19 protein-coding genes are annotated in these 23,136 nt (G+C 31.4%); 2 read left to right on the forward strand and 17 right to left on the reverse strand.

Features of this window, described 5'->3' with window-relative positions:
• Nucleotides 1-112: 112 nt before the first annotated feature.
• From JOD96_RS01450 to JOD96_RS01520, 15 genes are all read right to left on the reverse strand, one after another.
• Nucleotides 113-430 (reverse strand): DUF6572 domain-containing protein, encoded by a 318-nt coding sequence (locus tag JOD96_RS01450; protein WP_209562492.1) that lies wholly within the window; start codon nucleotides 428-430, stop codon nucleotides 113-115.
• A gap of 87 nt (nucleotides 431-517) precedes the next feature.
• Complete coding sequence (locus JOD96_RS01455; RefSeq protein WP_209562493.1) at nucleotides 518-1,240, reverse strand: hypothetical protein; 723 nt, start codon at nucleotides 1,238-1,240, stop codon at nucleotides 518-520.
• A 2-nt stretch (nucleotides 1,241-1,242) separates the two neighbouring features.
• Complete coding sequence (locus JOD96_RS01460; RefSeq protein ID WP_209562494.1) at nucleotides 1,243-4,935, reverse strand: DUF6443 domain-containing protein; 3,693 nt, start codon at nucleotides 4,933-4,935, stop codon at nucleotides 1,243-1,245.
• 30 nt (nucleotides 4,936-4,965) lie between these two features.
• A complete protein-coding gene (locus tag JOD96_RS01465) occupies nucleotides 4,966-9,573 on the reverse strand; it encodes a hypothetical protein (RefSeq protein ID WP_209562495.1) in 4,608 nt (1,535 codons plus the stop codon).
• A 116-nt stretch (nucleotides 9,574-9,689) separates the two neighbouring features.
• On the reverse strand, nucleotides 9,690-10,826 hold the full coding sequence (locus JOD96_RS01470) for a type II secretion system F family protein (RefSeq protein WP_209562496.1): 1,137 nt from the start codon (nucleotides 10,824-10,826) through the stop codon (nucleotides 9,690-9,692).
• Nucleotides 10,816-11,292 carry a type II secretion system protein J gene (locus tag JOD96_RS01475; RefSeq protein WP_209562497.1) on the reverse strand — a complete coding sequence of 159 codons (477 nt, stop codon included), beginning with the start codon at nucleotides 11,290-11,292 and terminating at the stop codon, nucleotides 10,816-10,818. Before JOD96_RS01475 ends, JOD96_RS01470 begins: the two co-directional genes overlap by 11 nt.
• On the reverse strand, nucleotides 11,274-11,618 hold the full coding sequence (locus JOD96_RS01480) for a hypothetical protein (protein ID WP_209562498.1): 345 nt from the start codon (nucleotides 11,616-11,618) through the stop codon (nucleotides 11,274-11,276). Before JOD96_RS01480 ends, JOD96_RS01475 begins: the two co-directional genes overlap by 19 nt.
• Nucleotides 11,606-12,778, reverse strand: coding sequence for a hypothetical protein (locus JOD96_RS01485; RefSeq protein WP_245188315.1), 1,173 nt, complete (start codon nucleotides 12,776-12,778; stop codon nucleotides 11,606-11,608). The genes JOD96_RS01480 and JOD96_RS01485 overlap by 13 nt, the downstream gene beginning before the upstream one ends.
• A 110-nt stretch (nucleotides 12,779-12,888) precedes the next feature.
• On the reverse strand, nucleotides 12,889-13,374 hold the full coding sequence (locus tag JOD96_RS01490; protein ID WP_209562500.1) for a hypothetical protein: 486 nt from the start codon (nucleotides 13,372-13,374) through the stop codon (nucleotides 12,889-12,891).
• The gene (locus JOD96_RS01495; RefSeq protein WP_209562501.1) at nucleotides 13,375-14,403 is read right to left on the reverse strand and encodes a hypothetical protein; all 1,029 of its coding nucleotides are present in this window, start codon (nucleotides 14,401-14,403) and stop codon (nucleotides 13,375-13,377) included.
• A gap of 2 nt (nucleotides 14,404-14,405) precedes the next feature.
• Complete coding sequence (locus JOD96_RS01500; protein ID WP_209562502.1) at nucleotides 14,406-15,668, reverse strand: hypothetical protein; 1,263 nt, start codon at nucleotides 15,666-15,668, stop codon at nucleotides 14,406-14,408.
• A 47-nt stretch (nucleotides 15,669-15,715) separates the two neighbouring features.
• On the reverse strand, nucleotides 15,716-16,645 hold the full coding sequence (locus tag JOD96_RS01505) for a tail fiber protein (protein WP_245188316.1): 930 nt from the start codon (nucleotides 16,643-16,645) through the stop codon (nucleotides 15,716-15,718).
• 288 nt (nucleotides 16,646-16,933) lie between these two features.
• On the reverse strand, nucleotides 16,934-17,680 hold the full coding sequence (locus tag JOD96_RS01510; RefSeq protein ID WP_209562503.1) for a hypothetical protein: 747 nt from the start codon (nucleotides 17,678-17,680) through the stop codon (nucleotides 16,934-16,936).
• 158 nt (nucleotides 17,681-17,838) lie between these two features.
• On the reverse strand, nucleotides 17,839-18,774 hold the full coding sequence (locus JOD96_RS01515; RefSeq protein ID WP_209562504.1) for a hypothetical protein: 936 nt from the start codon (nucleotides 18,772-18,774) through the stop codon (nucleotides 17,839-17,841).
• 28 nt (nucleotides 18,775-18,802) lie between these two features.
• A complete protein-coding gene (locus JOD96_RS01520) occupies nucleotides 18,803-19,531 on the reverse strand; it encodes a hypothetical protein (RefSeq protein ID WP_209562505.1) in 729 nt (242 codons plus the stop codon).
• 194 nt (nucleotides 19,532-19,725) lie between these two features.
• Here JOD96_RS01520 and JOD96_RS01525 point away from each other — a divergent pair, with 194 nt between their 5' ends.
• Nucleotides 19,726-20,727, forward strand: coding sequence for a hypothetical protein (locus tag JOD96_RS01525; RefSeq protein WP_209562506.1), 1,002 nt, complete (start codon nucleotides 19,726-19,728; stop codon nucleotides 20,725-20,727).
• Nucleotides 20,728-21,636: a hypothetical protein gene (locus JOD96_RS01530; protein ID WP_209562507.1), complete on the forward strand. Its 909-nt coding sequence runs from the start codon at nucleotides 20,728-20,730 to the stop codon at nucleotides 21,634-21,636.
• Between the two features lie 442 nt (nucleotides 21,637-22,078).
• Here JOD96_RS01530 and JOD96_RS01535 read toward each other — a convergent pair whose 3' ends face one another.
• A complete protein-coding gene (locus JOD96_RS01535) occupies nucleotides 22,079-22,555 on the reverse strand; it encodes a hypothetical protein (RefSeq protein WP_209562508.1) in 477 nt (158 codons plus the stop codon).
• 113 nt (nucleotides 22,556-22,668) lie between these two features.
• On the reverse strand, nucleotides 22,669-23,124 hold the full coding sequence (locus JOD96_RS01540; protein ID WP_209562509.1) for a hypothetical protein: 456 nt from the start codon (nucleotides 23,122-23,124) through the stop codon (nucleotides 22,669-22,671).
• Nucleotides 23,125-23,136 lie beyond the last annotated feature (12 nt).

Genomic DNA, 23,136 nt, shown 5'->3' on the forward strand with positions numbered 1-23,136 from the left:
CTGGGGATCTAGCTAACAGAATTAGCGCCATTTAAATCTTTGTAAACGTACTTTGTCCCGAAACGTTTTACCGAATGCAGTACTCATTATTAAAAAAAATATAAGAAATTAATTAAAGTTGATAAAAATTAAAATCGTAACCATTCAGTTTAATAAATTCGTCTACTTTTTCTAAAAACTTTTTACCAGTTTTACTTGGCGGATACTCAAAAACAATTTGGATTTTAATTTTTTTACCTACTGCACTAGGATAACTTTCGTATATCTGACCACTTTCAAGTACATCAAAATAGCTATCAATCTTATGTTGCAATAGTAGCAGATGCTCGTTATCGAAGTCCCATTCCAGATGATCAGAAATAGTTAATACAACCACATCTTCTTTATTAGTACTAATTGCATCGATTTTATTTTTATCTTCAACAGACATATCTTTTTCTTATTTTGGATTACAGTCCAAGTATCTACTCTAAAAATAAAGGATGAACAAAAATGTTCATCCTTAAAATAGTTCTATTTAATTAGTCTTCAAATTTGATTTACCAATTGGGATAATAAAGGGATTGGTAACAATATCAACCCGCAGATTAAAATTTATTTCATCATCTGGATCGATAATCATTCTGTAAAAACTACTTAATATTTCCGTCTTATTTTTTTCATTTGAAAATATAAAAAAATCATAACGACCATCTTCAGATTGGATTTCTATATTCTGGTAATTTAATTCATTGCGTAGAACTACATAATAATATGAAAAGAAGTTCATGAATAAAGAATTAAAATCAATCTTTTTAATACCAAAATCCTTAATAGCTTTGTCAAAAGCCTCTACATCACGTTGCTTATCAAGGCTAGATATATTTGTGCCTAGAAGATTGTTTAAAAAAGATATTCTTTCCTCGATCTTATCTTGAAAATTATCAAAATCGACTACCGGATAAATGTCGTCAGGAGTTTCCATTACTTTTATATAATAATCCATTGAAGAATATAAAATAAAATCGTTAATGAATTTAAAATAAATAAGAAACTGCTTGTCATCACTTATATAAAATGTATGCTCCTTATCATTTTTATCGAAATCTATCTCTTTAAAATTATATTTAACGATTAGTGCTCTACCTTCTTTATAAGATAATTTTTTTGCTTTCATATCTGTTGTTTTTTGCTCTTGAGAGTATATTAAATTTGAACTTAAAATAAATATAAGCACTATATTTTTAAGAAATCTGTCCATAATTAAAATTTTATTTCTACACCTTGAAGCTGAGGAAGGCCAATTGGAAATTTCACAGTTGCTCGTTGTGCGGAATACGATAATGTTGTTGGAGGAGTGAAATACAACAAACCATTATTCATATATGCTGCTGACCACTTAAGAGTAACATTTTTATCATTAGCATATTTAATTAAAGCTGGTGAAATTAATGTATTACTAGTAGTGTACAAGGTTACAATTGATCGACCATGAACACCACCTTCAGTTGAATTTGCAGATGCGTCTATTAATCCTAACATTTGATACGGAGAAGATCCCGATTCCAAGTTTAACCAACCTGTCACCGCTTTTACTTCATGAAAATGGCTATCTTTATTTATTGCTTCACCAAATAGAGAAAAGACACTAATATCAGACACAGCATCTGGTTTTACATTACTGTATTTCCCCTCTGTTAATAGCTTTCTCTGTGAACTCCCAAAAAGTTTTTCATTACTTGGAAGGTTTAAATAGTCTAAAGTTGCTTTTTCAAAAGCCAAACCTGCTTTCATCTTATCAGTAACGCCATGACTGGATGCTAGCGCAAATAAATCTCCCGTTGAAAATGGAGAAATTCCTGAATCATCATCGTTGGCGTGACTTGCTAATGCAGACTCGAACGTTGTTTCTTTTCCATCCGCAGTCCTGTATCCGCCTTCATCCCAGTCATAATAACTTCCATGTTGTCCAGCTTGCGCTTTCATCCCATCTGGATCAATAAAGAATACGGGATTGTTTAACGCATAGGCATAAGGGCTAAACCTTCTGGATTGTTCTGCTAACGGGTCAATGTTCATCCATCGACCTATTGCTGGGTCATAATTACGTGCCCCATAGTCGTAGAAGTTAAGCCCCATCTCGTCTTGGAGCTCCTTGCCATTGTACTTATACTTGTTCTCAACGCCAATCTTAACAGTATTATAACCTTCCTGTTTTAGACCAAAAGGATAGAAATTGCTCTCTTCCTTAATCGCCAGCGTCTTGTCATAACTCAGTCGGATGTTGCCCAAATGATCTTTGTACTGGTAAATGTATTTATTAGAACTTCCTGAAACCTCTACATAACCTTCTGCGGTGGGAAAAAACTTTAAAACATTATTTTCATACTGATAACCTCCAAGATAATCTGTAGTGATGTCTGGTTTTCCCGTTTCACTTACAATTTTTTGTATTTTTTGTCCCGCAGCATTGTAAAAATATGCAATTTTTCCAACTGTTCCAAAAGTTATTAGGGTCGGCAGATTTAGATAATTGTACTTGATAGCGGTAATATTTTTGTTATTGTCTGTGGTCATATTACCGTTGGCATCGTAACTGTAATCATCTGCCGTATTGGCGGCACTGTCTATAAAACCTCCTGCTTTGTAAGCTGCTGCAGCATTATCTACCACTTTTGTAAGTTGGTTGAACGAATTAGTATTTACATAACTATAAGTTAAATCATCTATAAGTACAAAACCGGAACCATTTAAACCATTACGCTTTAAAGTCTGAATATTTCCATTTTTATCATAAGTTATCGCTTCATTATAGGTGTTTGCCAATGTAGCTCCATTTTTAAATACTGCATCCTTTAATCGGTTTAGGTTATCGTATCGGTAGCCATAGGATTTTATTATGCCGTTGTCTGAATTGGTTGCCCAATAGGTCTCTGAAATATTGCCATTATATAAAGGGAGAACATTACTTATTCCAGAGTTTGTAGTATTGTAATTTATTTTAAAAGCAAATAAATCTTTTGGATCCCCTGTTTTTGTCAATGAGCTTGTGTCATTTATGCCAGTAAGCCAACCTCTAATATTATAATTAAAGTTTACTTTTTGTATGCTAGTCCCGGTTCCACCAACACCTTTTACATTTAATTGTCCAATATTATCGTAAGTATTAGTTGAAATTGTTTCCTGTGATAAATTATTGATTTTGTGTTTATCCGTAATTAGTCTTCCCATATGGTCATATGTGAAAGTTTCTATTACAGTAATGTCTGCATTGCCGGTTTTTTTGAGGCTTAATGTGGTTTCTAAAACCTTGCCGGCAAAATCAAGTTGTGACTTTAATGTAGTTACAGCTAATTGACGATTGTTGTTATTGTAACTATAAATTGATCTATCTTTTTTGTCGTAATAATTTACATTAGTAATCCATCGGTCTGTATTTAAAACACGCACTTTGTTACAAGTAGTCAAACCTTTGGGATTTGTTATGGGAGTCACACCGTAAGATGTTGTAGCGATTCCTCCATCTAAATTAAAATTAACATAATCATCATAATAATTTATGGTAAATAAATCTATATCGGCAGTGGGAAATGCCAAATTCGAATAGTTAACATCAGTAGTTTTAATCTTTATGCTGGCAACTTGTTTTTTCTCAAATAATACCGTGCTTTTATCTGCTAATTTTTGTACTAAACTTCTTGTATTGTCTATTGTATTCGTATATTCTCCAGTATAAACAGGTCTGCTAAAAGCATCATATTTTGTAAATATCCATGTATTTGATATTCTTAAGTTTGCATCTTGTGTAAGTATAGGTCTGTCTAATTTATCATAAACTATAAATTCCCAGTCTTTTCCGGGTAGTTTTTTTTCAACTAATCTGTTTTTTGTATCATATCTATATTGGTAACATACCTCTTTTAGAACTGCAGCATTTACAGAACCTTCAGCCATAGGAGGTAGAACATAAGTCAAATTACCATAAATATCATATATATAATAAGTATCATGTTTTACTTCTAATTGTGCGCTATAATCAGAATAAGAACGTTTTAAAATAATTTGACCTTCTTTATTTTTAAATTCTTCAACGGTGTTATTTTTCCCACTTGTCCAGTTTTCATCTTTTGTTATAGTTTTATACAATTGATTGTCTGAATAATTGATTGTTGAAGTAACTGTTGGAACATACACCCCGTCAGAATTTAATGCTGTTGTTACAACGAAAAATTTGACATTATCCCCAGCTGCTGAAGTATTAGATTGATAGTCCATTTTTATCTCATGCCCTTTACTTAATGCCCAGTCTTTTCCGGGCGCTGCTTGCAATAAAACACGATTCAAAGGTGAACTTTCGTATTTTTTTTGAGAAAATGGATTTGGAAGAGCAGCATCAATATCTTGCGGATAATTTAATTTATAGTAATTATTCGTTCCGGTTTCTGCATCAGTACTATTTCTGTATGAAGCTATGGAGCCAACATTATCCATATAAGGGAGAAAATCTTTTTCTTGTCTTCCGGCATTATCATATGTAATATGAGTAACAATATCATTTTTATTCGGAGAAGCTTTTATGGCCACATTTTGCATTGGCCTGCCAAGTCCATCATAATAAGTGATATTTTCAATAACATCAGAGTTGTTAACAATATCTGCACTAGTTTTTAGATTAGTCTGATATTTGCGTGTAAGAACGAAATTTTCATTACTAATTGCAGAAATTGGTATATATGCATCGGGCATAATTTTGGCTACAAATGTACTTCCGGATTTTATAAGAGTATTGGGGCTTAGTGTAATGCTCTGCGTTGCAATAAGAGTTTCATTTCCTGTTACTGTATAAGGAGTATTTAAAGTTCCTTTAGCTATAACTGCCGGGACCTGAGCTGAAGTATATATAGTGAATAACAACAAAATAAATTGTATGCTGTATCGTTTAGTTTTTTTCATCATATTATGATTAATATTTTTAAATCTTACAAGTTATAGTCCCACTTCATCAAGAAAATCTGCCTGATAGTTTAGATTGTCTGTATTTGATAAACCTTGTTGAAATGTTATAATCTCGCTTTCAAAAGTTAGTGCTGTCGCAGCAGTATCAAATCTCTTTGTAGCTACACAAATCAATTTTCCTTTTTTTCCATTTAATGATGGGGGTATAAAAAAGAGATCTTTAGATTCTAGCGTTCTAATTAATGGGATTTGCTGCCCGGTAATTTCAATTTTTAAATACCAATTGAAAGTATAGTTACGGCTGTCTGCTACTTTTTGAATTACTGATGCGCTATTAAATTTATAACCTCCTTTTGTTACATAGAAATTAGTATAGTATTCCAACATGTAAGGAAAAGTTATATAAGAAGGAAAAGTATGAGGTGTAAAACTTTCCTCGTCATGAATTCCGCCTATTGGTCTTGGAAAATCAAACAAGGGATGTAAACTTGGTTTAGTAAGACCAGTCCATGTAAAAGTTTCTGGAAGAAATGCCGGTACTGGGATTTCATGCATTTTAAAGTTATCGACAGATATTTTAAAATCAGGAGTAGTCACAGTGCCATTATCTATTAACCATGGAGCATCATCCCAATAGCCAGGATCTGCAGGGACATTGCCAGAATTATTGCCAATTCCATATCCTGAAGTTTTGCTGCACACATCCCCTGAATAAAAACCGGATGCACTTAATTTATATAAAGCAGGTAGATTATCATAATCATTTTGTCCGCTTTTGAATTTTATTAAATTACTTTTTACAGTATAAGTAATGGTCTTTCTTGCAGGGTCCTGATGGATGTAGCCAGAAGTTATTTTTGCAGAACAAATTATTCTTCCATAAATACCATCCAAACATTTTGGTATGAAAAATATATTTTTATATTCCTGAACTTGTGGTAGTTCTATTTTTTTTCCATCAATTTCCATCCACCATGTAAGATCTACAACTCGATCCGGACCAAGAAATTTGGGATTATCTAACCCAGAAAGATTAAAAGAGTATCCGAATCTTTCTGCAAAATAATTACAAGTATATTCTGCAACAGGATAGGGAAGAGGTAATTGTGTATATTCTACAGGTAATGGATAATAACCAGGTGTGTAATGAACTCCTGTTTGAGCTGGATTTGGAAAGTATAATTCGTCATGAAGACTTAAAATATTTCTACCTTTATATTCAGCACCATCGGGTAAGTAATTTTCCCAGCTTACACCTCTGTTACATGCAATAGGTATTTTGTAGGACTTGTAATCACCAATTATAACTTGCAAATCTGAATCGTAGACAGAATTGTCAATTTCTACCGGAATTTTTGCATCATTTTGGCAATCATTAAGAACACCTGTATAGCCATAACAGTATTCCTCAATAACATTTTGATCTTGATCTTTAATTTTCTTAAGGCGGTTTAAATCGTCATATTCATAAGAAATTAAATTGTTTTTTTGATCTACTATTGTAGAAATACCAATTAAAGGCTTATAAATATAAGAGGTAACCATTGCATTGTTTAAACCATCTCTTACTTTTTGAATCTCAGTTTTTAATTGATCTTCATCATAGCTTTGTAAATATTCGAGGTTTTCAGAATTAGTCCTTCCGAGTGATATCATAACCTCTGAATAAGTGGCATTTTCTATTTTTGCAATAGGTTTTGTATAATTATATCCCCATAGATATACTGTATGTATATCATCTTTTTTAGAAGATTCTATTGAATTACCAAATTTATCATAATCATGAAATTGGATCTTTTCTTCAAATGGATTTGTAATAGTCTGTGCGCCTTTAACAGTTTGCACGGCTTTTGGAAGAATTAAACTTTTTCCACCCCTGGTAAAGGTGTCATATAGTATTTCCTGACTGTTAAGCTCTTCCTGACTTTGACTAGTTTTTCTAAAGTTTTTTATTAATACTGGCTCTGCTATACGATTTGCATTTGCTAAACCGAGCATCAATGAAGTTGAAAAATCATGAGGATAGCTTGTTTGAGTGATTAAAGAATTTGTATCTCCAGATTGGTTAACAATATTTTCAGTTGATTTTGGTAACTGATACTTTAAATCATAAATAGTAGTAGTGATGTTTTCAACTTTGTTCTGATTGAATTTTGTTACTGTTTTTGTTTCATTAGTTAAGTTTCTGCTTGAATAAACAGATGGGTAAAATGCGAAGTCAGGGTCTATTGGTTCAAGAACACCAACCTCGCCAGGAAAAATGTCTCTTCTGGAAATTCCTACCTTATCTGTAATTTGGTTAAAAATATCATATTGATAGCTGTTTTTAGTTTCTTCTACTAAATTATTATCCTTATCGTATTTCCTTATAAATGTTAGTTTGCCGATTAATAGTTCAGTATTGTTAGTAGTAGGGAGTCTCCAGCCATTATTTAATCCAAATTCAATTTTACTTTTATCAAAAGTTTTGTAAGTAAATAAAGGTTGCTCTACAGGAAAATCTTTTCTGGTAGAAAATATTTTTTCAGTATAACCATTATCAGCATTCTCTTTAATTAAAACTCTGGAATATCCTACATTTGATCCTTCCACAAGATCGAAATCAGTTCTTGAATTGGTGAATGTATGAAGAATTAGTCCACTTTCTAATGAAAAGCTCGATAACCCTAAATAAGTAGCCGCTAATTGTTCACTATATGCATGAGCAATTCCAAGGACAGGCAAATTGTTTAATATTCCCGAAGAGTTCCCATTAGAGTTTAAATAGTTATACTTGTGTACTTGTAAAGCGCCTTTTGTATCAACTAATTTATGAACAGAAACTCTCAAACCTCCAGATTGAACATTTTGACCAGTTAATGCTGAATAGAAATCATTTAATTCATATTCAAATTCTTCACTGCCTCCCGTTGGATACTGTACTTTTGTTAAAACACCTGCCTTAGTATAAACCAGCGAAGGTTTTAATGATCTTCCTGCAGTAACAAAGCTATTTGTAAAAATTGGAAAAGGAGAGATTGAAAAATCTTTCTGATTAGGTTTGTAATATAATTCAGGAGGGGGAATAAGGCACATCATACAGTTAATAGAGCTAATATTATTGTATTCACTTGGTACAGAACCATTAGCATATCCTAAATAATCTGTAATTGTCGACCCTCTTTCAGGAAGTTTAATATCGTCATTATAAAAAAATCGATATGGTGGTATTACAATATTATTTTTCCCAATTTCCTGAACTGTTAGAAGACGCAATCTTTTGCAAGTTGGTTCAGAGCAATTATTATTAGAAGTTATGTAATCATATTCCAGCTTAATAGTTTTTATAACATTTGCATTTAAATCTTTTACAATAATTTTTGACAATGCATAATCTCCGGGTAAATCTTTTCTTGGTTCTTCATACTTAAATTCAACGATTCCTTCTGCATAACTTATTTTACTAATTCTGTTTAAATTAGGGTATCTAATTTCAGTGGAACTTAAATTTTGCGTTAGCTGGTCGCCCTTAATATTTGTTATCTCAAAATCAGCAGTTTTTCTATATTCAGGATAATTTATTGCATACTTTTCATATGTGAATATAACTTCGTTACCTTTAAAATCTTTTATTGAACTAAGTTTGTAAGCCATTATTTCTTGTGACGTAAGATCTCGATTTGACGCTATTGTTTTGTAAGGCTGCAGAATTTCTCTGTTCACATATTGATTCACATCCAATTGATCAAAGATATATTGAGTTCCATTTATATTGGTAACTTCTATTTTTGTGACACCTTGTATTTTTCTAGGTAATCCACCATCATAATATTTTAAGTCAAGTTCAAAGCGATTATCCCGAAATTCCGGAAAAAAAGGAATTACTGATGTTTGTCCTATCGTTGTAGTAATTCTATTACCTTGAAATGCAATTTCCATTACGGATTGATCTTTTTTATGAGTAAAAGATGTATTCAGCCCAGGTGCATTTACATAAAATAAATCTGGTGACAAATCTTTTTTTGTAGTTGTATACTCCATTTGAGGTAACGTATAGATTTTATCAATAGTAGAAGTTATATCATAGTATTTGTTTAAAGAGATGCTCGTATTTTGCATAAGCCATCCAACTTCTTTAAGTTTCATTCCTAAAACATCATTTGTACCAAGCTTAGAGAATTTTAGTAGATGATTATTCGGATCATAAGGAATCGCTCCCTCAATAGTAACTTTAAAGTCTTCTATACCTTTTATTACTTTGGTTACAAGCCCCCCTGCATTTAAAGACCAGTTTTGACCAACGTTTGATGCTGTCTCATCTACTTTAATGCCCGTAGAAGAATAATTTAATTCAATCGGAATATTAATTTGACCTACTTGTATTTGATATATTGGCACATTGATACTTGATGTACCTGTATATTCGCCAACATTTGAAAAATTGACTTGTTTAAAACCAGCATTATTTGGAGTTCCTATTCTTGGAGTGAAGATCTCACTGTAAAGTAAATTACTTGTCTGTGATGATGGATCGGTAGATCCATCTCCAATTGGAGTTTGATTAATAGGTTGAGTAGAAGTACTTCCTCCCGAAATTTGGGTTTGCGCTATCATGTTGAAAGAGAAAAGCACAAACAAATAATAGTAATAGTTTTTCATAAGTTAGTTATAAAATTGTTTTGTTTTTGGAAAATATGGTAATCTTTGGATTGATTAAAAATATATCGTTTTTATTTTTTGAATATTATCTTTTGTTTTTGATTAGGATAAATTCCCTACCCAATCGCACTGCTCAACTGAAACATAGGTAAATACATAGCTACCAATAAAACAGCGACCAACACCCCAACAAAAAGTATAATAAAAGGCTCTAGAACAGTAGTCATTACCTTAGATTGCTGGACAACTTCCTGATTGTATTGTTCACTGAGCTGTTTAAAGACAAATTCAGTTTGGTTGGTTTCTTCAGCCACTTTTACCAACGATATAATTCGGTTATCAAAGAGAGAATTGTTTTTTAGACTTGTACTTAAACTGTTTCCTTTCAATATACTTTCTTCGACTTTTTCTAAAGCCTCTTGTAAAGGAACAAAACGAATCATTTTCTTTACCATTTGTATACTGTTTAATAATGGGACTTTTGCTGTAGTAAGTAAAGTAACGGCCTGTGTAAATTGTGCCAGATAAACTTTAGTCATAAAAGGGCCAACAATCGGAATTTTAATCAAAAAGTAATGCAGCATTTTTTTGTATTTAGCATTGTCTTTAAAGAACTGTGTAGAAAAAATAAAGCCTATAAATATCAAAAAGAAATACAGGCCGTAGGTTTTGGTCCAAACAGATAATTTTACAATTAGTTGTGTAAGAAGCGGAAGTTCCATATTGTTTTGTTTAAAGATATCCTGAAACATTGGGACAACATAACTCAACATAAATGCTACCACCAAAACAGCTGTGCTCAATACAATAGAAGGGTAGGTGAGTGCAGCTATAATGATACGTTTCTGCTCATTTTTCCGTTCAAAAAAATGCCCTAATTCAGAACAAACCTGGGCAGTAGTTCCCGTTTCTTCACCAATCTGAATGGAATAATATTCATATTCAGTAAAAGATTTTGCAGCGTACAAAGCTTCAGAAAATGGTTTTCCGTTTACTACCTGATTCAAAATTGATTGTATTAATTCTTTGTCAGCATTTTTCTTTAAAGATTCTACAATAAGGGATAAACCTTCCTTAAATGTTATTCCTGCTTTTAGTAAAACAGCTAGTTCCTGATAGAAAGCCTGTTTCTTTTTATTATTAAAAGAATCGCCAAAAAGAGAAATTTCTTTTTTTAGTAAATCTTCTATACTGCTGGTATTTTTTGCTCGTGCCCTTTTTTTTCCAGGGGTATTTTCAATTTTAAAGGCCATCTTCCTGATTCATAAAAAAGGTTACGTCATTTTTCTTTGAGACAAAAATCTCATAATCTGTTAATGTTGATGCTGCCGATATATTTATAGCATCAATATTTCCGGTTTGCGCTTCTTTTCCATTAAAAAATATTTTTTGAATTGTAAGTTTTAAGGGAATTGTATCCTTATTACGCAATGTATAGTTATCATTGAAAGAATATTTTACAGTGTCTATTTCTGATAGCATTTGTAAAAATTGATTTTGTTCATTATAAGTTATACTGTGAAACTCGTTGAAATCCTGCCACAATTTTTGTTCAAAAAGAGCCAGTGTACTGCTTTTGTCAAAATTTCCCTGAATAGTATGAATCTGTTTTTGTACCAGTCTTAAGACACTAAAAGCCATACCAACAACAATAGCAGTGATAATCATTACAATTAATAACTCAGAGAGTGTAAAAGATTTTATCTTATTTGTTGCCATACAATTGATTTTTTTGTAATTTCTTTTTTTCGATCACTATTTTGTGCCTCAATATTTATGACTATTCTGGAGCCCGTTTTTTCTTGTGTTATGGCAATTTGCCAGTTTTTATAGCTTTCGTGATAGGGCAATTTTATATTGTTATTCTGAATTTGATATTCTAATTCATTTATTCGATTTTCAATGGAATGTGTATTTTTAGAAAAAGTATTTAATACCAGATTATTAAGTATTAAACTTGCAATTACAAAAACAATTACGATCAAAACCGTTGCAACGACAGCTTCAATCAATGTTGCCGATTTTACTTTTTTTAATACAACCATTTCAAAATTGTTTTAGGTTGTTCTTGTTCCAACACTATTCCGCCATAAATATTAGGAATGTTTTGATTTTCAATCGTTCCGTTATAAATATGATTTACAAAAACAGATCCTGATTGGTTCGCCAAAAATTGTTTAGTAATAACCGATCCGGAAACCGTTCCCCGTATGTCAAAATTTCCATTACAATATACCTGGCCCTTTATATTTGCTTCTTTTTCTAAAAGAATCTGAGTTTGAAAATCGGAAGTAGTTTTTGTTTGAAAGTAGCACACATTTCCTTTTATAACTGATTTTGAATCAATGAAAATCTTATTATCCATACTATTTGTGGATATTTCATCTGGATTATTTTTATTATCCTGAAATAAAACCAAAGCTGACGGATAACTCAACTTACAAGCTTTTCCGACTGTTATTTTTTTAGAGGCTATAGCTTGAAAAACTCCTGTTGTTTCATCTTCAATTTCAATTATTGGAGCAATTAAAATAACATCTTTCAAAAGGGCTGTATTTTTGACTACTATTGATGTTTCTGATTTGATTATAATATTTCCTGTTATAATTTTATTCTCTAATATTATTGGATTTTTAAAATAAATTGATTTTGTTTTTTTCTTAAAAGAATTAATAATTCTTGAATTCTTTTCTAAACTAATATAATCATCCTGATCAAGTGGTCTGTATTGTTTTAAATCATATTCAATTGTTTCTAATAAACTTTTTTTGGGCTGAGGAAGCTCTTTCGAACTTTTTTTTATAGTGCCATAAACCAATTGTGAACCATAATAACTTTGCCCGGCTATATACCCGGAATTAACTCCTTGTTCTGGTAAATAAGTGATACCTCTTACGGTTGTACTACCCACGACTATTAGTGCGTTGTAGGTTTCCTGCAAAAAAAGAGTAGGAGACTCGTCTGTATTAAGCAAGGAACCAATAATAGCAATCTTTGTGAATTTCTTTTTTCGAAATTGAGAGGTTGAAACCCCTTTTTCAAAAATTCCCCATTGTGATAAATGGACTTTAATGGTCTGATTTTCTTTCTTAATAAAATCGAGCTGTACTGTATCAGTATCAAATTCCTTTTGTTCTAATAATGCTTGTATTCCAATATCAGAGAATTGGATGTTTTCTATTGCTCCTTTTGATTGCTCTTTCATGTAAATAAAGGTATAGGCATATAAAATTAGGCCAGCCATCAACAAAGCAATCAGTACTGAGATAAATACAGTAAATTGTAAAGCACCGGATTTTATTTTGAAATTTATTTTCAATCCTGAATCATTATAAGGTTTAAATTTCCTTTGTATTTCACATAAACAGATTCCTTATCACCACTTTTCAGATAAACTTCATTTTCAGTATCACCGATTTTCATATAATGGTTTTGCCCGTCTATAATAATCATAAAAATCTTGGTTTTATCCTTGGTGTCAGAAATCATTCCTTTGTATAGAATTACGGGCCAAACTAAAGTTTCCTGAACTTTTGAAGCTTTCTTTATCGTTGATTTTTCTGTTTTTACTTTTGAAATAGTTTGTGAGACATACATTTTTCCTAAAAAAGGGTCTCTGTAATTTACGTCAATAACAAATGATTGTCTTTGTTTGATTTTTAGTGGCTTAATAATGAATTCCGGATCATTTGCTGAAATAACTTCATCATTATTAGTAAAAGAAAAAACCTGATATAAGACGGCACTCCAAACGAATAAAACGATTGGTAAAAGTATGTAGATGTTTTTTTTGTTCTTCATCTATTGTTTTCTTGCTAATTCATTTTCAATTTTTTCTATCCTTGACACTAAGGCTCTCAATGATTCAATTTCTTTTGCCTGTTCTTCGATTTTTTTGTTCTGAGTAATGCTATAAAGGGTTAATTCTTCAATTTTCTGTAACAGTTTAGATTCCATTTCTCCCAGATTTATTCCATTTTTAAGCACTTCTTCCTCATTTGGAATATTTTCTAAGTGACCTTTTTCCTTAATATGTTTCTCAACCTCTTCTAAAGTTGGTAATTTGTAATCCTTTTTAAAAACGAAATCTGACCAGCCTGACATATCAACTTTTACTTCTTTGGAATGAATTGTACCGTTGACATCTAATTTATTAGTAGGGTTTATTACGCCAATACCAACATTTCCATTTCCTAGTATTCTTAACTTTTCAGTTTGCCCTGTTATATAAGATTCTTGTGTAAAAAACTGCATACCGTATGCATTAGTTCCGGAACTTTGGGTAATTGTTCTTAACGAGATTCCAAATGTATCCCTATCAGCATATTTAATAGAATGAGCAATCATTATGGTAGATTCGTTGTCGATATTTGCTGCATTTCTTACAAGTATATTTCCATTGTAAACTTCTAACTTCGCTAATGGATTAGCAGTTCCAATACCAACATTACCATTTATAATTTGATTTCCCGCAAAATTATTAGTTCCTCGAGTAGCTAATTCAATCCATGTGGAGTTTGATGGCACTAAAGTACTTTCAACAATTTTCCTAAAAAACAATCGATCATTTACAGCAAACGAAGAAGCTATTTGGAGTTGATAATTATTTGCAGTACCAATATGTCTTGCGGCAAATAAATGTTGCCAAACCTGACTATTATCTGGCGTCATTCCCACAGTTGAGGTATTAAGTCCATTATAAATCCCCGATTTTAGAGGTGCAGAAAAATCTGGAATAATTGCAGGGGCATATCCGTCTCCAATTTGTTGGGAGTAAGAAATAAGAGTTGTAAAAAATAAAATTACTATAGTAGTTTTTTTAATTTTCATAATTATTGTTTTTTAGAAGATAGTTGTTTTTTAAGATTGTCAATTTCCTGATTTTGTATTATATTTTCTTTCTTCATTTCAATCAAATAAAGAGTCAGTTCTTCAATTTTCTGAAGTAATTTAGAGTTCATTTCGCCCAGATTAATTCCGTTTTTCAATACTTCTTCTTCACTGGGAATATTTTCTAAGTGACCTTTTTCTTTTATATGGTTTTCTACTTCTTCTAAAGTTGGTAATTTGTAATCCTTTTTAAAAACGAAATCAGACCAGCCAGTTGCCTGAACTTTTATTTCTCTGGCACCAATCGATCCTTCAACAGCTAGTTTATGACTTCCTGTGGTTGTGGTGCCAATACCTAAACTTCCGTTTGCAGTTAAAATCATTTTTCTATTACCGTACGAGTCCCAAGAAAATAAAGGACGCGTTATTATAGAAGCACTAGTAGTTCGTGAATCAAATGTCATAAGAGGATCACTACCGGTGTCCATAGTAGTTTCGGTTGACGCAGTCAAATAAAGCGAAGGTCTGCTATCTGAAACACGATATCCAACTAAATTAGGTAAAAATTGTGTATTAGCGTTAGTACCATTCCCAATCTTCAAATAATCATCAATTGCATCGCTTACCCTTAATTTTACTAAGGTTTCGATTCCGGTTATTGCTGGCGCATTGATTTCTAAACTAGCTGTAGGAACAGTAGTGCCAATGCCTACATTAGCATTAAAGTATGCATTTCGGTTTTCATATGTACCCGTTGTTGTTGCATATGTATCAACAGCGGTTTTAAAAGATAACTGTCCACCATTTGTTATATTAAATGGTAATGCATTTTGAACTCCATCATAAATAACGGGATTAACAGCATAATTTGATTTGTAGTAATAAGTAGTTCCACCACCTCGAAGCCATATTATAATTTCTTGTGCTGCATTAGGGCCTGTTACATCTTGCCAGCCTGCGATTAATGGACTGCCAGCCGTAATTACTGAAGGCTTAACATCGGCATCAATAAAATTTGATCCATTTCCCCATGAAGTTACGTGAAAATTGAAAGTTGCCATTAATGATCCTCTCCATGATGCGTTTGTATGAACATTACTTCTGCCTAATATCAAGTTAGTAGGGGCATTATTAACCCAGCCACCATCAGAAAATTTGACAGGATAAAATTTATCAAGATCACCATTTACAATAAAATTGCCCGAAACCTGAGAATGTGCTGTTATCGAAATTAGAAGTATAAGAATACTGAATATTTTTTTCATGTTTTTAATTTAATGTTTTTAATTATTGCTTAATATTAATTATCAATCTATTTAGAATTTGTCTCTATTTTCAATAGTCTTTGTTCTATCTCTAATAATTTTTCATTCTGTTTTTGAAGATGTTCTATTTTTTTATTTTGTTCAATAGAGTAGAGTGTAAGTTCTTCGATTTTCTTCAATAAATTCATATTCATTTCTGCTAGCATAAGGCCGTTTTTTTCAATTTCTTGCGCAGATGGGATATCGGGTAAATGATTGTTTATCTCAACGTAATCTTCAACTTCTTTTAATGATTTTAATTTATAATTATCATTAAAAACATAGTCAGGAACAAGCGGACCTAATAAATCAACCTTTACTTCCTGCGTATGGATTTTTCCTTTTACGGTAAGTTTTTCATCTGGTGCAGTAGTGCCGATACCAACATTACCAGCAAAATATGCATTTCGGGCTTGATAGGTTCCGGTAGTCTTAGCATATTCATCAACTAACAATTTAAAATTGTGTGATGGTCCATTAAGTTCCAAATAAGGAAGTGGGTTTTGAATACCATCATAAATTGTAGGATTAACAGCATAATTTGATTGATAAAAATAAGTGGTTCCCCCTCCTCGTAACCATATAATTATGCAACGGCAATTTCCATTTGCTGTAGCATCTCGCCAACCAGCTATAAAATTGTCATATGAACCATTTAATGAAGGTTTTATATCAGCATTTATAAAAAAAGAACCGTAGCCCCAGTTTGTTACATGAAAATCGAAATTAGCCATTAATGTACCTCTCAGATTAGAATTAAGATGCACATCACTTCTGCCTAATTTTAAATTAGTGGGTAAATTATAACTCCATGCACCATCAAAAAACGTTACAGGATAAAATTTATCAATATCTCCTCCTACATTAAAACTACTTGAAACTTGAGGGTACGAAATTATTGAGATTAAAAATATTACTATGCTAAAAGCTTTTTTCATTGCTACTTACTTGATTGTTTTAATGTTAATATATCATTTTTCATTTGTTCATTCTCTTTTTTAATTTCAATCAAATAGAGTGTAATTTCTTCAATTTTCTGTAAAAGCTTAATATTCATTTCAGAAAGATTTATCCCGTTTTTCTGCATATCTTCTGCGGAAGCAATCTCAGGTAAATGCTTATTCTCTTTAATAATTTATCTACTGAGTTTAAAGAAGGTAAATTATAATTCTCTTCAAAAACAAAGTCAGCTCCGGCATCTACTGTTACTTTTACTTCTCGGGAGGCTAATTTCCTGCAACTGTAAGTTTAGATGTTGGGTTTGCTGTTCCTATACCAACATTCCCATTTTGAATTGCCTTAATAGCTAATGAGGCACCATTTGCCGTAAAAACATTTCCAACATATAGGTCCCAATCACTAGTCATTGGCAAGAATTTAGTAACACTAATATCATTGCCAATAGTGTTTAATGCTGTAAATGTCGCAAAATTCAATGCCGTTACTTTTATATAAACAGTAAGATTTTCGCTAGCCACACCATAAGTGTTAATAGCTCTTATTCTAAATCGAGGATTGGCTGCTTCGCTATTACAATCTATTGTGAAATTAGATGATGTCCCTACGTATGGGTTATTATTAATTCGCCCGGTTTCTCTCCATATTGCTGGGTTCGCATGTGATATTGATGCAACATGAGTTGCAGCTGCAGCAATGTTTCCTCTCGTATAAGTTAATGAAATTTGATAATAACCACCTGCAAGAGATCTTGGAACTGCCTTCAAAAATTCTATATAGTCTCCTATAACATATCCTGCGGGGAAAGTTACACTTGTTTCATATTCTGAGGCATATAAAAAAGAAGCGCTACTACTACTACTACTACTACTACTACTACTACTACTACTACTACTACTACTACTACTACTACTACTACTACTACTACTACTACTACTACTACTATTATTATTATTAGATAAAATTTTTGAAGTACATAGAATAAGAAATAAGACAAATAATATAGTTTTTTTCATCGTGATTATTTAAATTGTTTTTGAATTTTCTTTTGAGATTGATTTCGCTTAATCTTTAAGTGATATTGCATAGTATTGTATAAAGGAATTTTTAATTAACGACAATCGTTTTTCTTGAAAATAAGTAAACTAACAAATCAACTATTTGTTATCAATAATTAGTTTATAGTAAAACTAAAAACCGCACTTCTAATACTTGAATTCCCTGCCTGATCAAAAGACTTCACATACCAATAGTAAGAGCCCGCAGTGAGAGTTTTAGAATAAGGGCTGGTTATTTCTTCCTTAAATTTTAAGTTAGTTAAGGCACTCTCAGAATAAACATAAATGCTGTCTTTTTCTGTGCTTCCGCTTATTGCATTTCTGCTATATTGAAAATTAATATCAGTCGCAGTCGTTATACTTTTATCTGCAGGGTTAGAAAGAATAGGGGTATTTGGAGTCTTGGTGTCAACTAATATATTTCTTGAAGAATATAATGTCTCTTTTGCACCATTACTAGCTCTTACTTTCCAGCTAAAATTGCCATCTGTAAAAGTATAGTCAAATGCTGTTGCGGTGCTATTACTTTCTTTAACTATCTCATTATTGCTGTCATATATTTGTACCTGATATTCGGTTGCACCTATTATACTCTGCCATGATAATTTTTGAGCAACGGTTTTTGTGATCAAATTATTAGCTGGCGAAGTCAGAATTACGGTATTGTTCTGAAAATCTTCATTATTTAAGATTTCAAAAGCAGCTGTTGTATATTGAGTTTCATAACCGCTATTAACCGCTTTAATGCGCCACTCATATTTCCCAATATTCAATTGCTGTAAAAAAGAAGTTTTAGAAACTAAAGTATCCAAAACAATTTCTACGGGGGCTGTAAAATTTGGCTTTGCAATTTGAAGATGATACTTTTCGGAGTCTTTTACATATTCCCACGAAAATGATACTCCGGTTGAAAATAAGACAGAATTATTTGCGGGTGCTGTCAAAGTAACCTTTTCTTTTGAGATATCAGGAACAAGTAAGATTTCCTCACAAGAAAAAAAGGATAATACAATAATGCAACCTAAAAACTTATATAATTGATATTTATTCATTTAATTTAATTTAGAAGAGAAGTATAAATTACATATCAAAAAGACTTTTGCTGTCTTCTTTAGGGATTATTGATTTTGTATTTCCTTTGCAATTAGTGTTGTCGTTTACAATGTCAGCAATATACCATTGTTTTTTTGATGTAAGTGCCCAGCAAAAATTACCGGATTGATAGCCAACAATTGTTTCAGGATTAATATCTATTGTATCAGCTTTTTTTCCTGATTTCATTAATGTGATAAGATATTTTTTATTTTGTGAATTTGTCAAATAATAAGCATCTGCTTGTCTTATTTTAGAAATAGCATCTAAGGATAAGCTCACAGCAATACTGGTAATTATTTGAGATTTTTTGGTATTTTGTAATAACCTTACAATGTCAAAATTATATTGGGTATTCAACTCATTTACTAAACCATTAATATCTAGAATTTTGATAGTAACCAATTCGGGTTTTGTGGGCAGACTGTCTATATAGGCAACTTTAGTTTGGTTTTGATTATACTTTGCCTTGGAAGCATAGATTTTGTTTAATTGCCTGTTGTACGGAACAACTTCAATAGCAACACGAATCTCGTTTTCCAGTTTTGGAAATGCTTTTACAGAAAAATTATTTTCTATTCCATTTATTTTATTAGACTGACCAATACTTCCTAATTCAGGTGAGGTAGTTGCAATTTTGTATGTTTCATTTTTAATTTTTGTTGTATGACATGCTATACATATTAGCATTGACAGTACAACTAATTTCTTTATCATAGCGGGATAATTTTAGGCTGTTTAATTTTGTAAATTTATTTTTTTTTGTAGGTTAAATCTCAATAACATTTTTTTAACAAATCTAATAAATTTAGAATTATATTTGTCAGATTTTTATATTTATTCAAAATAAATATTTATTCAAATTGTAATAAAGCATTACAGATACAACTTTTACAGAAAACATTCAAATTATGATGAAAAAAATTATTCTACTATTGAGCATTTCAATCTGCCAGGTTGCGATCGGGCAAGTTCTTACAACAAATAGAAACCCAGTTGGGATGGAGCATAATATTTTATTTAATGCTGTCACACGATATACAGTAACACAAGAAGGGCCGGCGTTTAGTTTACCTGGGTTATTTGACGGAAGTATGTATGTATACCACGTAGGAGGTATAACCTCGTCGACACCAACAACTATTCTTATTGATGGCTTACCACCTGCCCATACTCAGGCAGGAGCATGGGTAGGGTGGACGACCCGGTCTCTTCCAGCAAGCAGGTTCAAAATAGAAGGGTATGACACTTATAATGGGGCTAATGTCTGGAGGGTAATTGCAGATTACTCAGCAGTTGACTATTCAGCTTATAGTTTTTCAGTTGCTGTTCCGGTTGGTGGAGTGTATACTAAATTAAAATTTACATTTTATAATGGGCAAAATGGAACTGTTGGACTTTCAGAATTGTATTTCATTCATCCGGAGGCAACCACACCTTATTCAGGACTATTAGTCCCTGCTGCTAATAATTGGAAAAATATTGGTGCTGATTTAGTTGCAACCAATAGCGGGAATGTTGGCATAGGTATTAATGCGCCTAAAAACAAACTGGATGTAAATGGCACTATTCATTCCAGAGAAGTAAAAGTTGACACACAGAATTGGTCAGACTTCGTTTTTAAAAAAGAGTATGATTTGCCAACGCTTCAGGAAGTTGAAAAACATATTAATGAGAAAGGATATCTTATAGATATGCAGAGCGAAGCTGAAGTACTAAAGGATGGTATTAATCTTGGTGACATGAATGTCAAATTGCTGCAAAAAATTGAAGAATTGACATTGTATGTTATTCAACAAAATAAGGAAATTAATTCTTTGAAACTGGAAAAGCAAAATTTAGAAATTCTTAAATGCGGACTTGATAGCTTACAAGCTGAAATTAATTCACTAAAAGCAATTAATAAACGATAAATGAAAACGAATAAATTAATAGTGTCTTTTATAATTTCGCTAATTTTTAATATTCCTACTTATTCACAATCTGGAAATAATTTTGAGTTCACGCTTACAAGTCCTATGTTTGCAAATAGCGCTCCGAATCAGGCAGTAAATATTCAGTTTCCAAGTGTTCCAATCTGGGGCTGGATAGAAGTTACTATTACATCTTCCTATAATTCTCAGTTTAGTGCCGGAAAACTTACAAAAAGATATCAAATAGGGCACAACCCTAATGGTGGATATTTTGATCAAAAGACAGAAGTTGCAGATGCATTAGGTGCTGTTGCCACTCAGTGGTACATAGGAGATTTTAATTACGATACCAATAGTATTCCTATTTATCATTTAGTCAGTACTAATAATTTTTTGGTAATTAAAGTAGAAGGACTTCTCACAGATGTTAATCATGCTAATACAGTAAAAACAGGAACAACTCTTAGTCCTCTTGAAACCATAATATTTTCCGAAAAACGCCAATATAAAAGTATTATGCAGGATAGAGTAGGAATTGGTACAAACACACCAGACAGTGCTCTTACAGTAAATGGAACAATTCATTCTAAAGAAGTAAAAGTAGACTTACTAAACTGGCCTGATTATGTATTCAAAAGAGAATATGATTTGCCAACATTAGAAGAAGTTGAAACTCATATTAAAGAAAAAGGTTATTTAAAAAATATTCCTAGTGAAGAAGAAGTTTTAAAAGGCGGCGTTAATCTAGGTGATATGAATGCTAAATTGCTGCAAAAGATAGAGGAACTTACTTTGTATATGATTGATCTTAACAAAAAACTAAATGAGCTTCAGTTGAATAATAAAAAGTTTGAAGAAGAGAATGATATTTTGAAAAGTAAAATCAAAGAAATAGAAATTAAGCAATAATTTGCAATTTACTATTCAATAATAGACTGCTAAAATCTATTTGTTATATCTTTTACATTAATATAATGTTTTATTGATATTTAGTAGAAAAAATTAGCAGATTGCACCAATTTTAAATTTTAAGTTAGCAAAAAAATGGAGGTCAATATTCACAAGTCAATATATTATCATAATTATGTTAGCGTAGTAAAAGAATCAGTCCCAACTCGTCTTATTTATTATCACTACCTTTCTTAAACCAATTTCATTACAACATAAAAAAACCTCGCCAATTGGCGAGGTTTCTTGTTTTTATTTTTTTTTTGATTCTCTTGTCGGTGTGAAGTCAGAGACACCCGAACATCTTTTCAGAAAAACTCTTCGAAGAGCGGGGGTGCTGATTTGTTAATCCCAACAATTATTTTTCACCCTTTTTCTTTGCACAGTACTAGTTTCTGTTGCATTACATAAAACCTAATAACGTATTACTATAAATAATTTTATATGTTTTTTTTGTATTTAAAATGCTATCATTTCCTATTCCATCTTTTACATATTTATCTTTTTCTATATAAATAAATTTATGTGTTTTGGCTAAATTACTTTTAACTACAACTTTAATATTCATGCCTATATCTTTAATTTTTACATCATAGTTGTTATCAATTCTAATCATTTTTGCTAATCCAAAATTTTCTATTGTTTTCATAGGATTTTGATATAGAATATGTTTATCGTTTTCTACAATTATTTTTTCACCGTTGTAAAAATTGGTAAAGATTAAAAGTGAATATTTTTCTTCTTCAGCATCATATTGCTTAAGCGTTTTCTCAACAACATGTTTGAATGATGCATTTTCAAAATCTTTTATCTGAACATCATAACTTTTACAGCTAAGTACAAATAAAACTAGTAAAAAATATAATGATTTATTTTTCATATCTTATTTTTTCAAAGGTTGTTCAAGTTCAACTTTCTTTATTATTCCTGTCCTTTGTTCTGGAGTAATCCACTCCGTTATGGAATGGCTATACCAACTATTTATTTAAAGAATTATTTCTTTACAGAATCATATTGTTTTTGTGTAATAATTTGCTTTTTAAGCATTTTTCTCAACCAATCATTGGCTTGATTTTTCTCTGATTCATTCATGGATTTTATATTAATATTTGAATAGTCACTAAAATCAACATTTATTCCATACTTTTCACACAATGCTTTAAAATAGTCATAATAAGCTTTTTCATAATTAAATTTTTCTGCCATTATTCTTGAATATATCATTAAGCTATCTGTTCTTTCTGCTTCGTTTGCATCCATAAAACTATAGAACAACTCATCATATGAGTCTCTATCACCATTTTTTTTTACTTTATAAACTAACGTATCATAATTTGTTGATAAGTGGTTTATTGTAACAACTTCATTTGATTTAACGTTCTTTTCCCGTTTTTCAGTGCACGATATAAGAAAAACAAGAAATGATATAAAAGCGATTTGACTTTTCATAAATTTTAAATT

Source organism: Flavobacterium sp. 1355 (genome assembly GCF_017833415.1).
Taxonomy (GTDB): Bacteria; Bacteroidota; Bacteroidia; order Flavobacteriales; family Flavobacteriaceae; genus Flavobacterium.